14 protein-coding genes are annotated in these 15,280 nt (G+C 72.2%); 7 read left to right on the top strand and 7 right to left on the bottom strand.

Annotated features, from left to right (window positions below; all coding sequences use genetic code 11):
* Positions 1-183: 183 nt before the first annotated feature.
* A complete protein-coding gene (locus ACWEN6_RS09125) occupies positions 184-3,603 on the bottom strand; it encodes an AfsR/SARP family transcriptional regulator (protein WP_452569714.1) in 3,420 nt (1,139 codons plus the stop codon).
* A 119-nt stretch (positions 3,604-3,722) separates the two neighbouring features.
* Here ACWEN6_RS09125 and ACWEN6_RS09120 point away from each other — a divergent pair, with 119 nt between their 5' ends.
* From ACWEN6_RS09120 to ACWEN6_RS09105, 4 genes are all read left to right on the top strand, one after another.
* Complete coding sequence (locus ACWEN6_RS09120; RefSeq protein WP_354835033.1) at positions 3,723-3,896, top strand: hypothetical protein; 174 nt, start codon at positions 3,723-3,725, stop codon at positions 3,894-3,896.
* A gap of 310 nt (positions 3,897-4,206) precedes the next feature.
* Positions 4,207-4,545 carry a hypothetical protein gene (locus ACWEN6_RS09115; RefSeq protein WP_452569713.1) on the top strand — a complete coding sequence of 113 codons (339 nt, stop codon included), beginning with the start codon at positions 4,207-4,209 and terminating at the stop codon, positions 4,543-4,545.
* Positions 4,542-6,509 carry an ABC transporter ATP-binding protein gene (locus tag ACWEN6_RS09110; RefSeq protein ID WP_452569712.1) on the top strand — a complete coding sequence of 656 codons (1,968 nt, stop codon included), beginning with the start codon at positions 4,542-4,544 and terminating at the stop codon, positions 6,507-6,509. The genes ACWEN6_RS09115 and ACWEN6_RS09110 overlap by 4 nt, the downstream gene beginning before the upstream one ends.
* The gene (locus tag ACWEN6_RS09105; protein WP_452569711.1) at positions 6,506-6,925 is read left to right on the top strand and encodes a S26 family signal peptidase; all 420 of its coding nucleotides are present in this window, start codon (positions 6,506-6,508) and stop codon (positions 6,923-6,925) included. Before ACWEN6_RS09110 ends, ACWEN6_RS09105 begins: the two co-directional genes overlap by 4 nt.
* Before the next feature lie 390 nt (positions 6,926-7,315).
* On the opposite strand, the gene ACWEN6_RS09100 is transcribed toward ACWEN6_RS09105, so the two are convergent.
* The 5 genes from ACWEN6_RS09100 to eccB form a co-directional block, all read right to left on the bottom strand.
* Positions 7,316-8,722, bottom strand: coding sequence for a WXG100 family type VII secretion target (locus ACWEN6_RS09100; protein ID WP_452569710.1), 1,407 nt, complete (start codon positions 8,720-8,722; stop codon positions 7,316-7,318).
* Between the two features lie 25 nt (positions 8,723-8,747).
* Positions 8,748-9,134 carry a substrate-binding domain-containing protein gene (locus ACWEN6_RS09095; RefSeq protein WP_354835023.1) on the bottom strand — a complete coding sequence of 129 codons (387 nt, stop codon included), beginning with the start codon at positions 9,132-9,134 and terminating at the stop codon, positions 8,748-8,750.
* A gap of 95 nt (positions 9,135-9,229) precedes the next feature.
* Positions 9,230-9,544 (bottom strand): WXG100 family type VII secretion target, encoded by a 315-nt coding sequence (locus ACWEN6_RS09090; protein WP_354835021.1) that lies wholly within the window; start codon positions 9,542-9,544, stop codon positions 9,230-9,232.
* A gap of 30 nt (positions 9,545-9,574) precedes the next feature.
* Entirely contained in the window at positions 9,575-9,904 is a 330-nt protein-coding gene (locus ACWEN6_RS09085) for a WXG100 family type VII secretion target (protein ID WP_354835019.1), read from the bottom strand.
* 193 nt (positions 9,905-10,097) lie between these two features.
* Positions 10,098-11,534: a type VII secretion protein EccB gene (gene eccB, locus ACWEN6_RS09080; RefSeq protein WP_452569709.1), complete on the bottom strand. Its 1,437-nt coding sequence runs from the start codon at positions 11,532-11,534 to the stop codon at positions 10,098-10,100.
* A gap of 197 nt (positions 11,535-11,731) precedes the next feature.
* On the opposite strand from eccB, the gene ACWEN6_RS09075 reads away from it, so the two are divergent.
* Positions 11,732-13,495, top strand: a complete 1,764-nt coding sequence (locus ACWEN6_RS09075; RefSeq protein WP_452569708.1) for a hypothetical protein — start codon at positions 11,732-11,734, stop codon at positions 13,493-13,495.
* Positions 13,492-14,247 carry a hypothetical protein gene (locus ACWEN6_RS09070; protein WP_452569707.1) on the top strand — a complete coding sequence of 252 codons (756 nt, stop codon included), beginning with the start codon at positions 13,492-13,494 and terminating at the stop codon, positions 14,245-14,247. Before ACWEN6_RS09075 ends, ACWEN6_RS09070 begins: the two co-directional genes overlap by 4 nt.
* 51 nt (positions 14,248-14,298) lie before the next feature.
* On the opposite strand, the gene ACWEN6_RS09065 is transcribed toward ACWEN6_RS09070, so the two are convergent.
* Positions 14,299-14,739, bottom strand: a complete 441-nt coding sequence (locus ACWEN6_RS09065; RefSeq protein ID WP_354835011.1) for a YbaB/EbfC family nucleoid-associated protein — start codon at positions 14,737-14,739, stop codon at positions 14,299-14,301.
* 205 nt (positions 14,740-14,944) lie between these two features.
* On the opposite strand from ACWEN6_RS09065, the gene ACWEN6_RS09060 reads away from it, so the two are divergent.
* Positions 14,945-15,247, top strand: a complete 303-nt coding sequence (locus ACWEN6_RS09060; protein WP_354835009.1) for a hypothetical protein — start codon at positions 14,945-14,947, stop codon at positions 15,245-15,247.
* Positions 15,248-15,280 lie beyond the last annotated feature (33 nt).

Here is a 15,280-nt window from a genome sequence, read left to right as displayed (position 1 = left end):
CGTACCGGGGGCGCGCGGCGGCTCACCGTCACACGTCCCCGGCCGGGCCGCCGGCCCACCTACCCGGCAGGGCACGCGGGGCGTGCCGCCCGAGACGCCGAGAACAAGCGCACGGCCTGGGTTCCGGCCGCGAGCCCTGGCACGCGTCCGATGCGGCGCGTGCGCCGGCGTGGGCGGCGGGGGTCAGAGAGGGGCCTCGATGCTCTCCCAGAGCAGGGCGCTGAGGCGTGCGGCCTCCTTCTCGTCGCCGAGGTCGCGGTACTGCCGGCACGCGGCGATCAGGGTGCGGCGCGCGGCGGGCAGGTCGCCGTTCGCGGCGTAGGCCTCGCTGAGCGCCGCCGTCGTGCGCGCCTTGCCGTAGGCGTGCTGGAGGCGCTCCCAGAGCGCGGCGGCGGCGTGCAGCCGGTCGATGCCCTGCTCGGGACGCCCTTCCGCGGTCTCCAGCCGGCCGAGCCCGTGCAGGGCGATCGCGCGGCCGAAGTCGTAGTGGCAGGCGGCGCTGCGGGCCAGGCCGCGTTCCAGCGTCGCGCGGGCGTCGGGATGGCCATGGTCGGCGTACAGCTGCCCGAGATGGGCGAGCACCATGGCCTCCAGCAACGGGTCCGCGGAGGCCTGCGCCTTGGCGACGGCGACGCGCAGCTGCTCGCCGCCCTCGGCGAACCGGCCGCACCGCTTGTGGATCACGCCGAGCAGCGCCCGGGCGACGGACTCGTCGCGGGGGCTGGCGAGCCGCCGCGCGATGGCCATGGCCTGTTCGGCATGGGCCCGCGCCTCCTCGAAGTGGCTGCGCTCGTTGTCGATGATGGCGAACTGCTGCAGCACGTGCAGTTCGCCGAGGGGGTAGCCGCAGGCCCGGGCGATGGCGAGGCTCTCGCGCAGCCGGGACAGGGCCAGGTCGTGGTCACCGCGCATCCGGTGGGCGTCGCCGCAGAGGTACAGGGCGTCGGCCTCGCCGCGCCGCTCGCCGAGCTCGCGGAAGATCTCCGTGGCCGCGCCGGCCGATTCCAGCTTGTCGCCGGGGGCGGTTCCGGACTTGCCGGAGTGCAGGTCGGCGAGGTTGCGCAGCATGACGGCCTCGCCCAGGCGGTCCCCGGCCCGCCGGCAGGCGGCCAGCGCCAGCCGGTGCGTCCAGGTGCCCTCGGGGGTGTCGCGCAGCTCGTAGAACCCCTGGGCGGCCGATGCCAGCCCCCACGCGTACGGCGTCTCGCCGAGGGCGGCCGCCTGCCGCACCGCGGCGGCGATCGCCCGCCGCTCCGCCTCGAACCAGGTGAACGGGTCGCCCACCATGGCCTCGACGCCGTCCGCGCCGTCAGGGCGATGGGCGTCATCCGCGCCGTCGAGGTGATGGGCGCGGTCCGTGCCGTCCGCGCCGTCAGGGTGACCGAGGCGACGCGCGCCGTCGGGGTCGTCGGGGTCGTCGGGGTCGTCGGCCGCGTCCGGTCGCCAGCGGGACGCGGCCGGGCGTAACTCGGCCACCGTCCGCGCGGGAAGGCGCGCGTCGGCCTCCTCGGCGAGCAGCAGCCAGCCGCCCAGCGCGCGCGTCAGGGCCGCGCGGCGGGTGGCGGCGTCGTCCTCGGTCTCGGCCCGGTGGCGGGCGAAGATGCGGATCAGGTCGTGCAGGCGGAAACGCGCCCGCCCGGCCGCGTCGGGGCCGACCTCGTCCACCAGCCGGGCCTCGGCCAGGGCGTACAGCCGGTCCTGCGCGAGCCGCTGTGGGGCGCCGGTCAGCGCGGCGGCGGCCCACTGGGGGAAGTCGGGGGCGTCGAGCAGCCCGAGCAGCCGGAACAACCGGCGGTGCGGCTCGTCCAGGCCCGCGTAGGAGGCGCCGATGGCCGCCTTGACGTCCAGATCACCCGCCTTGAGCCGGTCGAGCCGTGAGGTCTCGTCGCGCAGTTCGGCCGCGAACGCCGAGAGCGGCCAGGACGGGCGGGCCGTCGCGCGGGCGCCCGCGATGCGCACGGCGAGCGGCAGCCGGCCGCACAACTCGGCGATCTCCAGCGCGGCGGCGGGCTCCCGCTGGACCCGGCCGTCGGTCACGATCTTGGAGAGCAGGTCCATGGCGGCGTCGGGGCCGAGGACGTCCAGGTCGACGAAGGACGCCGACGCGAGGCCCAGCAGCCGTCTGCGGCTGGTCGCCACGACCGCGCAGCCGGCCGACCCCGGCTGGAGCGCCCGGATCTGCGGCTCGGCGTCGGCGTTGTCCACCAGTACCAGGACCCGCCGGCCCGCGAGCAGGCTGCGGTAGAGCAGGACGCGCTCGTCGAGCGGCTCGGGGACCGAAGGGCCGGGCACGCCGAGCGAGCGCAGGATCTGCCCGAGGACGGTGACGGGCGTGACGTCGCCGGAGAAGTCCGCCCATAACTGGCCGTCGGGGTAGTCGTCCCTGAGCCGGTGCGCCAGGTGCACGGCCAGAGTCGTCTTCCCGACCCCCGCCCGGCCGGAGATCGCGAGGGTCCGCAGCGCCCGGGGGCCTTCCGCGGCCAGCGCCGTCGTCCAGCGTTCGACGAGCTCCTCGCGCCCGGTGAAGTCGGCGGGACAGGCCGGCGTCTGCATCGGAACCCCGGCCCCCTGCCGCCGCGGCCGCTCCCCGCCCGCCGCCTCCTCGCCCGGCGGCGCGTCCGTCCCCCGGCCCGCGCCGGTGTCCCGGTGCGCGTCCGCCCTCCGGCCCGCGCCGCTGTCCCGGTGCGCGTCCGCGCCTTGGCCCGCGCCGGCGTGTGCGCCGGTGTCGAGGGCCGTGCTGTCCTCCTGCGGTGCGGTCGGGGCCGCGCGGACGGAGGAGTCGGCGGGCGTTCCCGGGCGGTGCCGGCCGGCGCCGGACACCGGTGGCCGTCCAGGGAGGCGGGGCCGCTCGTCGAGCAGGATCTCCTCGTGCGCCCGGCGCAGTTCGGGGCCGGGGCCGACGCCGAGATCCTCCCGCAGCCGCCGCTGGTGACCGGCGAAGAAGCGCAGCGCCTCCGGACGCCGCCCCGACAGGTGCAGCGCGCGCATGAGCTGGACCGCGAGCCCTTCGCGGAACGGCTGCTCGGCCACCAGGCTCACCAGCTCCTCGACCAGGCCCTCGGCCCGGCCGCCGCGAAGATCGCCCTCGATGCGCCATTCGAGGGCCGTCAGCCGGCGTTCCCCCAGGATGTCGGCGTAGGTGGCCACCGACGAGGTGACCGGCACGTCCTCCATCACCGGGCCCCGCCACAGCGACAGAGCCTGCTCCACCACCTGGTGCGCCCGCCCGAGCTCACCGCGGGCGCGCAGTCGCCCGGCCTCGTCGCACAGGTCCTCGAAGCAGGCCGCGTCGATGGCCTCGCGCCCGGCGTTGAGCCGGTAGCCGCCGTTGCGGTACTGGATGACCTCGGCGCCGCGGTCGCCGAGCAGCCGCCGGAGCGCGAGGACATAGCCGCGGACCAGCGTGCGGCACGAGGCCGGGGGCGCGTCGCCCCACAGGTCCTGCACCAGGTGATCCGCCGGAGTATGCCGTCCCGCCCTGACGATCAGGGCGGCGAGCGCCGCCCGGGCCTTGCCGCCGCTCGGGGACGCCCAGCGTTCACCGTCCCACACCTCCAGCGGCCCAAGGCAGCGAAACCTCATCGGCGCCAAGCGGATCTCCATCCGGACGTGGTCCTTGAACAGAATGTCTACGCCTCTTCTACTCCACCCCTACGGCGGCGCTCAACAATCGCTCCTGACCGTGAATTCGGTTTCGGTCTTCACAGAAGGGGTGAACGATCGTGAGAAAAATCGGTTCCCTGGCCGACCGGCTCCTGGGCGTCATGGTTCCCAAGGGCCGGGCGGAGGCCGCGTCCTGCTGGTATGAGCAGTGCGGCGGCCGGCACTCCCGATACTGCTGCTACTACCCCGACAGCAACGTGGTCATCTGTGACGCCTGCCTCTACCGCCCGTAGGTGTCCGATCCCGTCCTTCCCCGCTGATCCCTGTCCGTAGTCCGAGAATCCGCCTCCGCCGGCCGGGTCCGCCCGGCCGGCGGAACACCATCAGAGAGGACCGGATGCAGTGCCCTATTTGACCGCGGTCGCGATCGTGCTGAGCATCCTCTGCGGGCTGAATCTTCTGATGACGCTCGCTTTGGTGCGGCGAATAAGGGAACACACGAAAAGGCTTGATGGCTTGTCCGGAATGGGGCCCGCCGGACGATTGCCCGCGCCGGGTTCGCTCATCGGAGATTTCACCGCCATCACCGTCCACCATGAGCCGGTGTCCCGGGCCATGCTGGACGCCGGCGCGGTCGTCGGATTCTTCTCGCCCGGTTGTGAGCCGTGCCGCGCCGCCCTGCCGGGGTTCCTCGCCCACGCCGGGGCGCTACGCGGCGGACGGGACCGGGCGCTGGCCGTGGTGGCCGGCGCCGAGGAGTCCGACCCCATGGTCCTCGCGCTCGCCGAGGTCACCCGCGTGGTCGTGGAGGACCACGAAGGACCGGTGGCCTCGGCCTTCGGAGTGCGGGCCTTCCCCACGTTCTGCCTGGTGGGCCCGGAGGCGTCCATCGCGGCGGCGCGCTTCGAGCTGTCCGCCCTGACCGCGCCGATCACGGTATGACCGGCGGGGAGCAAGGCGTCCGGTCCCGCGCGCGAGAGCTCGGCGCGGCGCTGCGGCTGAGCTGGGAGGCCGGGCCGCTGCTGCTGACGGGCCACGTGGCCGTCTCCCTTCTCGCCGCGGCCATCCCCGTCGCGGCGGCCTGGCTGACCAAGATCGTCCTGGACGGGCTGGCGGGCGACCGGTCCGCGGTGCTGCCCGCGGCCGTCGCCCTGGTGACCCTCGGGGCGCTGACGCTCACGCTGCCGCAGACCCGGCGGTACCTGCGCGACGAGCTGAAACGCTCCACCGCCCTGCGGGCGCAGGACCGGCTGTACACGAAGGTCAACGGGTTCACCGGGCTGGCCAGGTTCGAGGACCCGGTCTTCCTGGACCGGCTGCGCATGGCCGACCAGGCCGCCCGCCACACCTCCGGCCAGATCGCCGACGGGGCGCTCGGCATCGCACAGGGCGCCGTGACGGTGCTCGGATTCGTCGTCTCTCTGGCGGTGATCAGCCCGGTCGCCACCGTGGCCGTCCTGGGCGCCGCCCTGCCCACGCTGATCGCGGAGCTGTCCCTCAGCCGCCGGCGCGCCCAGGTGATGTGGCAGATCAGCCCCATCGAACGCAGAGAGCTCTTCTACGGGCGGCTGCTCACCGACGTGCAGGCCGCCAAGGAGATCAGGCTGTTCGGGCTCGGCGTCTTCCTGCAGGGGCGGATGAGGGCCGAGCGCATTCGGGCGAACGCGGAGCACCGCAGGCTCGACCGCCGCGAACTGGTCACGCAGTCGGCGCTGAGCCTCGCCGGCGCGGTCGCGGCCGGTCTCGGGCTGATCCTGGCGATCAACGCGGCGCTGAACGGCGACGGCACGGTGGGCGACGTGTCCATGTTCGTGGTCGCGGTGGCCGCCGTGCAGACGGCGGTGGGCTCGCTGGCCGAGCAGGCCGCCTACACCCACCAGGAGCTGCTCATGTTCGGCCACTATCTGACCCTGGAGCGGATGGGGCCCGACCTGCCCCGGCCGGCGCGTCCCCGGCCGGCCCCGAGGGGCGGCGACATCGAACTGCGCGACGTCTGGTTCCGCTACAGCGACGACCATCCGTGGATCCTGCGCGGTGTGGACCTCACCATCCCGCACGGGTCGTGTGTGGCCCTGGTGGGTCTCAACGGCGCGGGCAAGAGCACGCTGGTGAAGCTGCTGTGCCGCTTCTACGAGCCGACGTCGGGCTCCATCCTCTGGGACGGCGTGGACCTGCGTGACATGGAGCCCGCGGACCTCAGGGAACGCCTGGGCGCGGTCTTCCAGGACTACATGTCCTGGGACTTCACCGCCGCCGAGAACATCGGGCTCGGCGACCTGCCCGCCATGGGGGACAGGGAACGCGTCGTGGCCGCCGCGGGCCGGGCGGGGGTGGACGAGATCGTGCGCGACCTGCCGCGCGGCTACGACACCATGCTCAGCCGCGCCTTCTTCGGCGAGATGGACAAGGACGACCCCACAACGGGAGTGGTCCTGTCCGGCGGGCAGTGGCAGCGCCTGGCGCTCGCCCGGGCGCTGTTCCGCGAGGGCTGCGAGGTGATGATCCTGGACGAGCCGAGCGCGGGGCTGGACGCCCGGGCCGAGCACGAGATCCACCGGCGGCTGCGGACCCTCCGGGCCGGCCGCACCAGCCTGCTCATCTCCCACCGGCTCGGCGCGGTGCGCGATGCCGACTTCATCGTGGTGCTGGAAGAGGGCCGGGTCGCCGAACGCGGCACCCACGAGGACCTGATGCTCGCCGGCGGCGCGTACGCCAAGCTCTTCACCCTCCAGGCCGAGGGCTACCGCGACGGGGTCCCCGTCCAGGCGGAGGGTCGTGCGGCGGCTTCGGCGCCCGAGGAACGCCGCGACGCGGCCCTCCTGGAGCGCGGGGAGTACCGCGACGGAGGCCCCGTCCAGCCGGAGGGTCACCACGACGCGGCCGCTCTCACCGGGAGGGAGTCGTGACGGGACTGATCTCGACGGCCGCACTGGTGGCGCTGGCGCTGGCCGCGATGTGGGCGTGGCTGCGGCGCCGCTTCCTGGTGGTGACGATCCACGGCCAGAGCATGGAGCCCACCTACCGGGCGGGCGAGCGCGTGCTGGTCCGCAGGACGCCGCTGTCCGCGGTGCGCCCGGGCCAGGTCGTGGTGATGACGGACCCGGTGCCGCCCGGACAGTGGATCATCAAGCGGGCGGTGGCCGTCCCCGGCGACCCGGTTCCCGAGGTGATGGACGCCTCCGCCGATCGCGGCGCGCGGGTCCCCGAGGACTGCCTGGTGCTGCTGGGCGACAACCCCGCCGTCAGCGTCGACTCGCGCAGGTTCGGCTACTTCTCCGGCAGGCGGCTGCTGGGAGTGGTGTCTCGCCGCCTGCGGCCCTAGGAGCGCGCCGTGGACCATGCCGTCGTCGCGTGCAGGGTCGGGTCGTCTTCTCGGCGCGGTGCCGGGGGGCGGAGTCGTCTATGTGGTGCTTGGTGGCATATGTGTCAAGCGGGCTTTAAGTGACTTGCAAGCGGCGCGTGGAACCTTGATGCCAGGCGCCCAACGGCTCGGGGCGTCGGCAAGGGGAGGGCCGGTGTACCGGGGAGGGGTTCGCGGGACACCGGCAGAGCCGGGGGGGACACGTGGCGGCCCTGGCCGGGCGAACGGCCGGGGCACGGCACGCCGAAAAGGGTGCCCCCGCCCACGCTGGGCGGGCGGGGGCACCCTTTTCGGCATCTCTACTTCGCACGGTGGGCGGTCGATGGGCCGCCCACCGGGGGGTGAGCGGGGTCAGCAGATGACGGTGGGGGCCACCTGCTGGTTGGTGCACCAGTCGTCTTCGTCGCCGGTGAGCCAGGTGGAGCGCTCGCGCTCCTGGTTCTCGCCGCCCGCAGGGGAGCCGCCCATCGGCATGAGCGGCATGCCGCCCATCCCGCCGGGGCCCGTGCCCACGCCCATGCCGCGCGCCGCGTTCTGGGCGGCTCCGAGCGCGGAGCCCGCCCCGTAGCCGGTGCCGCCGTTCAGTCCGGCGGCGCCGCCGACCCCGTTGACGCCCGAGCCGATCGGGACGGACCCCACGCCCGTGGGGCTGGTGAAGGTCGTCCCGTTCACGCCGGTCGGGAGGTTCGTCCCGATTCCGTTGAGCCCGGGGTTGTTCAGCGCCGGGTTGTTGAGCGCCGGGTTGTTGAGGGCGGGGTTGTTGAGCGCCGGGTTGTTCAGTGCGGGGTTGGTGCGCGGGTCGAACCCGGCCAGGTTGGTGGTGCGGGGGTCGTTCGGGTTGGTGCCCGCGCCCCCGTTGCCCCCGGCGCCGTTCTGCCCGGACGGGTCGTTGATGCCGCCCGGCAGGTTCGTCCCGTTGCCGTTCCCCGTGCCGTTGCCGTTGCCGTTGCCTGTCCCGTTGCCGTTCCCGGTGCCTGTCCCGGTGCCGGTGCCGGTGCCGTTCCCGGTGCCTGTCCCGGTCCCGTCACCCGACCCCGTGCCGTCGCCGGGGATGACGGTCGAGCCGTCGCCGGTGCCGTTCCCCGTGCCGGTCGGGTCGAAGCCGGACCCCGGGTAGGTCGTCGAGTTGGACCCCGGGTACTTGCCGTAGGGACCGCTGCCGCCGTTGTAGGGGTCGGTCCCGTCGTAGTTCACGGGGATGACCGGCGGCGTGATCGCGCCGGTCGGCGACGGGAGCACCGTCGTGACCGTCTCGGGCAGGCTCTGGTAGACCGAGGTGATCTTGTTGTTGAGCTCCTCGATGTGCCGGCGGGCCTGCTCGTTCTCCGAGCCGTCCCCGCCGTTGGTCAGCCAGCCGTACCAGTCGTCGTCGAAGGTGAACATGCCGCTCTCGGGCAGGTCCGCCTTGGCCTTGGTGAGCTCTTCGGCGTAGGTGTTGTGGGCCGTGCCGACCTGGCGCGCCCGCTCCGCCACCTCGCGCGCCGAGCCGTGCAGGAGCTGCAGTGCCTTCTGCGCCTCGGCGGAGAAGGAGTCCTGCCAGTCCTTGGACAGCTTGTCGGCGGCCGTCCGGAGATTGGTGACCAGGCCGTCGAGCACCCCTGCGGCCAGGATGTAGGCGTTGCCCGCCTCCGACACCCCGCCGGGGTCGGTGTTGTTCAGCAGCTTCCTGACGTGCTCGACGCTGCCGTAGGAGTCCGCGTCCCCCTGGGGGGCGGCCGTGCCCGCCCGGACCGGCTGGATATCGCTGATGCGCGCCATTTCGACCCATCGCCTCGCTGTTTGACTAGACCAGCTTGACCTGGTCGACCGTACTGGCCGTCTCGGCGTTCTTGAGATTGCCGTACGCCGTCCTGATCGTCTCGATCGCCGCCTCGTACTGGGCGATGAGCTTCTCGTAGCTGGCGGTGACCGCCGTGTGCCCCTGGCCGAAGACGGTGCCCAGCTGCTGCGCCGCGTCCCACTCGCCGAGGTGCGTGGGGGAGACCTTCCCGAACGCCCGAAGATGGGACAGCGAGCCGGACTTGACGCCCTTCAGCTGCTCGACGTCCGTCAGAAGGTCTCTGAGGAGGTTCTCGACGTTGGTGTGGTGGACGTCGGTCTTACCCTTGGCGTCGGTTCCCGGCCAGTCACCGTCGAGGTGAAAATCCTGGTAGCCGTCGTTTCCGGCCATGTTTGCCCCCTAAGCCGTCAGGCCGCCCCGCGGACGCCGGCCGCGTCGCCAGGGCGGTCCGCTCCCGGAGTTACGGATTCGGTCCGCGGCGGCCGTCAACGGCCGTCGAACATCGCGACGTTGGCCTTCTCGGTGAGGTGGAAGTTCTCGTGACCCTGCTGGATGACCGCGCCGAGCTGCTGCAGCAGACCCGCCATGCGGCCGGAGGCGGCGTCCCACTGCGCCCGCGCGGCCCAGTAAGCGGCGCGCGCGTCGCCCTCCCACTCGCCGAGCAGGCGGTCGAGGTTGCCCTCCAGCTCCTGCAGCGTGCCTTCCATTGCCTGCCACTGGCGGGCGAAGTCCTGGGCGCCGGTGGTCATCGACCCGAAGTTGACCAGCGTGCGGTCGATGTCGTTGTTGATACCAGCCATGATCTTCTCCGTTGTCCGAGGAGGGTGGGGTCAGGCGTTGATGTTGCCGCTGAGCGCGCCACCGATGACACGGTGCGCCGCCGCGGTCTGGTCGGCCTCGGTGTTGCGGTAACGCGCCTCCACCTGGTGGAGCTTCACCGCGAGACCCTGGAGCTCGCCGAGCACCTTGGACAGCTCGCCGTTCCACTCGTTGTAGACGGCCTCGAACGCCATGCCCGACGCGCCGCCCCAGCCTGCGCGGAGCTCGGAGACGTGCCCCTGCAGCTGGGTCTGGATGCTGCCGATGAGGCCGTGGGCCGTCTCGGTCTTCTTCGCCGACTCGACGATCTGAGGGAGCTGTGCTGAGGTCTGCTGGCTCACGGATACCTCCAAGGAGTGTGGCCTGGCCGTGAACGCGATGGCCCACACTGCGAAACGCATCGTGTGCCCCCGCGATGCTGATCACTCAAACCCTAGGATCAATCACCACAACATGGCCATACGTCACATTGCGAGTCAGTAACGGTTTTTCGTACCAGTGGCTATGGCTGACATCACGGCTTCATGGCCGGTATCACGGCTTCACGGTCGTCGTCTGGGTGATCGGAACCGGTGTCCGGGCCGCGGCGGGGTCCAGCGTGGGCCCTTCGGGGATCAGGTGCCAGATGCCCGCCGGGAGCGGCGCCACCTCCGCGGCGTCGTACCCGAGGTTCGGCAGCAGATCGCCGGAGGACAGGGCGAACTTGCGCCCCTGGTCGGTGACGAGCGCGAAGTTCTGGATCGAGCCGAGCTGGCCCTCGCCCGGGAGCAGCCCGGCCAGCACCGCGCCGCCCGGCGGCAGCAGCACCTGGTCGAAGTGCTCCTGATCGGCCCCCGCGTTCGGCGGAACCGGGATGCGCATGCGCCCGCCGATCGTCAGCCGCGCGCGGGTGGAGCCCCTGCCGGTGTCGGAGTAGACGGTGCACAGCGGGGACGCCGGATCGGGCGTCGCGACCTTCGGCATCGTCGCGGGCATGCCGCTCACCGCCATCGACGTCCTGGACAGCGGGAAGGCGTTCGCCCTGGACGCGTCGACCTCGATCGGCCGCACCGGCAGCCGGCCGTAGGCCGCCTTGCTCGCCGGGTCCTGCAGCAGCAGCGTGGCCTGCGTCTGGGAGATGGCCGCGATGCCGTCGCCGAGCAGCACGTACCAGCGGACCTCGCCGCCGGCCACCGCCGGCACGGTGTAGACCCGGCCCACGGCGGAGGCGCGGCCGTCCGGGCCACGCAGCCGGTGCCCCAGACCGGCGATGCGAGGGCCGCGGAAGTCCGGGCCGATGGGCAGGGCGTTGAGCCAGGTGGCGGGGATCTGACGTGGCGCGGCGGCCGACAGCGCGCGCGCTCCGGCGTCGGAGACCCGCATGCGGCGGTCGGCGAGGATGACCCAGGACTGCTGGCCGTCGTCGGCGATCATGGCCTCGGAGCCGAACGGCCGGCCCCCGACGTCCATGCCGCCCACCAGCGAGACGTACGGCCGGCGCGTGCCGCCCGGGTCCACGGTCTCGGCCACGCACGCCGACCAGGGGCCGCGCACCAGCTTCTCGCGCGCGGGCAGCGACTCCGGCGCGCCGGGGATGCCCACCAGGGTGCCGCGGGTGAAGCCGGCGAGCGACGCCGACGACACCGTGCGCACCGTCACCTGCGGGGTGTCGAGGATCAGGCGGGCCGAGGTGTAGTTGGCGACCGGGATGAGCCGTGCCTCCTGCTGGCTGTAGACGAAGGTGGCGCCGGTCTCCTGTTCGACGATCAGCGTGCCGGGCGCGGTCAGCGAGGTGGCGCCGCCGGGCTTGAGCAGGCCGTAGATGCCGAAGCAGGCCGCCACGAGCACCGCCACCAGCACACCGCAGAACATGGCGACGTTGTGCCTGCGCATGGGCGACTCGGGGATGTCCGGCTCGCCCTGCAGCAGGGCCATGCCCAGGCGCTGCATCATCAGCCGGTGGGCCTGGTAAAGATCACGACGGGTCTGCATGCCACCTCAGCCTTGCCTGGCGGGTCGTCGCCGACAGCATAGAAGCGCGCCCGCGAACCGGGATGTTGGTGTCGAGATGGATATGTGCCGTGCTATGACCGGCTGAGCGCTTTCTGTACGGTCCGGCGGGCACTGGGTTAGTCTGCCGTCTCACAGGCTGATCAAGACCCTGGCGGCCGGAGACGGGGGGACGCAAGGTGAGCGAGCAACGCGGTTTCGACGCCCTGCTGAACGCGGGAGGCCCATCCTCGGCCGCGCCGGGGGGCGCCGGCGAGGCGATGCAGGGCGGCTCGGTCGCGGGCGGGCCGTACACGGTCTCGGGCGGCGGGCCCGGGGACGGGCAGAGCGGCGGGTCCGACGGCTCCGCTTTCGTGCACCAGAACTTCGCCGGGCCGGGCGGGCAGGACGCCCAGGGCGGCGCCGGGCAGCCGTTCACCTCGGGTGACCCGATGGGCGCGAACCCGATCTCCACGGGCGACCCCGGCCAGCCGTTCAGCGTGAACCCCCTGGGCGGCGGCGATCCAGGTCAGCCGTTCAGCGTGAACTCCATGGGCGGCGGCGACCCTGGTCAGCCGTTCAGCGTGAATCCGGTGGGGTCGGGGGACTCCGGCCAGTTGTTCTCGCCGGGGCAGCCCTTCGGCGCCGATCCGGTGGGCGGCGGTGACCCCGGTCAGCCGTTCAGCGTCAATACGCTGGGGAGCGGCGATCCAGGTCAGCCCTTCAGCGTGAACCCGGTGGGGTCGGGCGACCCGGGACAGCCGTTCTCGCCCGGTAACCCCTTCGGTGCCGATCCGGTGGGCACGGGCGATCCCGGTCAGCCGTTCAGCGTGAACCCGCTGGGGGGCGGTGACCCCGGACAGCCGTTCTCGCCGGGGAACCCGTTCACCGCCGATCCGGTGGGGACCGGTGACCCCGGTCAGCCGTTCAGCGTGAACCCGATCGGGACGGGGGATCCCGGTCAGCCCTTCACGGTGAACCCGATCGGGACGGGTGACCCCGGTCAGCCGTTCTCGCCCGGTGACCCGTTCACCGCCGATCCGGTGGGAACCGGGGATCCCGTGGTGATCGGTGATCCAGGGCAGCCGTTCACGGTGAACCCGATCGGGACGGGTGATCCCGGCCAGCCGTTCACCGTGGACCCCGTCGGGACGGGTGCCCCTGGTCAGCCGTTCTCGCCCGGCGATCCGACCACCTCGGTGCCGCTCGACCCGGTCAACGCCGGCCCCGGCGACCCCACCAACTCCATCCCGGGCATCCCGCCGATCCCCGACCAGGGCATTCCCGGCCTGCCCAACGTGAACGACCCCGTCGGTCAGAACCCGGGCATTCCCACCGGTCAGAACCCGGGCATTCCCACCGGGCAGGACCCGGGCATCCCGGCCATCCCGAACGTGCCGGTGGGGCAGAACCCGAGCCTCACCGACCCCACGGGGACCGGAACGGGGCCGGTGGGCGACCCCACCGGCGGTCTGAACCTGCCCGGAGGCCCGGGCGGCGGCCCCGGAGGCGGCGGCACGGGAGGCGGCGGCATGCCGCAGATCCCCGGCCTGCCGGACACCGGGGGTGGCGGTGGCGGTGGCTTCCCCCGCATACCGAACACGACCGGGAACGGATACACCGGCACGGCCCCCGCCAATGCGTCGCAGACGCGCAAGGTGAAGCACCAGGCGGTCATCGACCTCGGCAAGAACATCGAAAGGGACGTCGGCGGCCGCGCGGACGAGGTCAAGCGCAAGCCGCAGGACAACCACATCGGCTGGATGGACTGCGGCCTGGTCGGCATGCCCATCTCCGGCAAGCACGGGGAGATGGCCACCACCTCGGTGACCTACATCGAGACGGTCCGCAAGCAGATGGAGCTCTGGCGGGACGATCTGAAGCTGTCCGGGGACCGGTGGCGGCTGATGGAGGAGGACCTGGCCGCCAACGCCGAGGCGCTCAAAAAGGGGATGAAGCAGTGAGCTACGAAGGCTGGGAGTACGGGTACGTCGCCGGGGTGATCGGAGCCCTGGCCTACTGTGTGGTCAACCCGGTCCGGGGGCAGATGATCGGCCTGGCCATCGGCGGAGTGGCCTCCAAGCCGAGCAGCCTGTACGGGGCGGGCGACAAGTGGACCGAGACCGGCAACGGCATCAAGAACATCAGTGACGACCTCACCAAACACGTGAACGACGTGCCCGCGGAGGACTGGACCGCCGAGGACTACAAGGCCGTCAAGGACACCGCGCGGCTCATGGCGACCAACTTCGGCGACGCCACGAGCGCGCACTACGACGCCGCGAAGATCATGCACGGCATGGGCAAGCTCTCCTTCTACGGCGCGCTGGCCTCGGGCACGGCTGGGACGCTGCTCACGGCGCTGACGATCTATACGCTGGCCACGCGCGGTATCCCGGGCGTCAACGTGGCGACGCAGGCGTCGTCGGAGGTGGCGGCGACCGGCACGCAGGCGGTCATCACCAGGCTGGTCTCCAAGTACGGCATGGCCGCGACCGCCGGCATGGTGGCGTTCTCCATGGTCACCGGGAAGCAGTCGGAGCTGCAGGGCCAGATCATGGCCATGAACGCGCAGAAGGACGGCGTCAAGCAGGTGCGCATCCCGCTGAGCAACCTCTCCGACGTCGGGACGACCGGCTACACCGGGACGACGGGCTACACCGGGACGAGCGGCGCCAACCCCTACGGCACCGGGCAGCCGCCCGCCAACATCTGACCCGCGGCCGATGACGCCGGAGCTCCCGGCGTCATCGACCGGTGCCGGCCGTCACTGCAGGCGGCGGCGGATCTGGTCCAGGTCGGCCATGACCTCTTCGAACGTGCGGTCGTAGGCGGCCTCGGCCTGCTTGACCTGCGCGAGCGCGGCCTCGGGGTCGCGCAGGAGCCGCATGGGGTTGTCCTCCGCGCCGAACAGCTCTTCCATCAACTCGTTGGTCTGGCGCTCCAGGTCGCGCCCGGCGTCGTGCACCACCGTCTTGATGAGTGCGGCCAGGTCGGCGGAGGGCAGGCGCATCGCACGCGGGTTGAGTTCGAGCTCCTGCAGCCCCTGCCCGGTGTACTCGACGGTCACGTGGCCGTCCTTGTCCGTGGCACGGCCGACCAGCTCGGCGGTGCGCCGCTGGAGCTCCTCTACCTGGGCGAGCTGCCGCTGCGCCCCGGTCAGCAGCTTGTCGATGTCGATGCTCGCGAAGTCGCCGAACTCGGTCACGTGCCCTCCATCCTTCCTCGCCCGTACCGGCATGGCCCGGCCCGAGGCACCCTACAGCCGCCGCCGTCCCGTCGTGGGGGCGTGAACAGTGATCATCGTCGATGTTTCCATCGTCTACGACTGGATGAACAAATGTGACAGGGCGCCTGATTGATCCAGAACTGCTGATAGACATCATGCGCGACATTCGGATCATGGAGGCGGCATGGTGCAGGAAAGGTACGTCACCTCGGAGGCGATCCAGAGCATCATCAACGAGATCAACGAAGACGTGATCCCGGCCATCAAGGAATGGCGCGCGATGGTGGACAGCACCGAGATCGGCTTCCCCGGCTGGGGGGCGCTCGGCGAGGTGGTGATCGGCCTGCGCTACGACCACCTCCAGGACGACGTGCGCGCCAAGCTCTCCGAGGCCGTCTCCGTCCTCGAGACCTGGACTCACCAACTCGACACCGCGCGGAGCAACTGGCGTACCGCCGAGGAGCGCTCCACAGCCGTATACGTGTGACAACAGCCATCCACGTGTGACGACAGCCGTCCA

Source organism: Sphaerisporangium sp. NPDC004334, from assembly GCF_053602655.1.
This window is presented reverse-complemented; position numbering and strand designations above follow the sequence as displayed.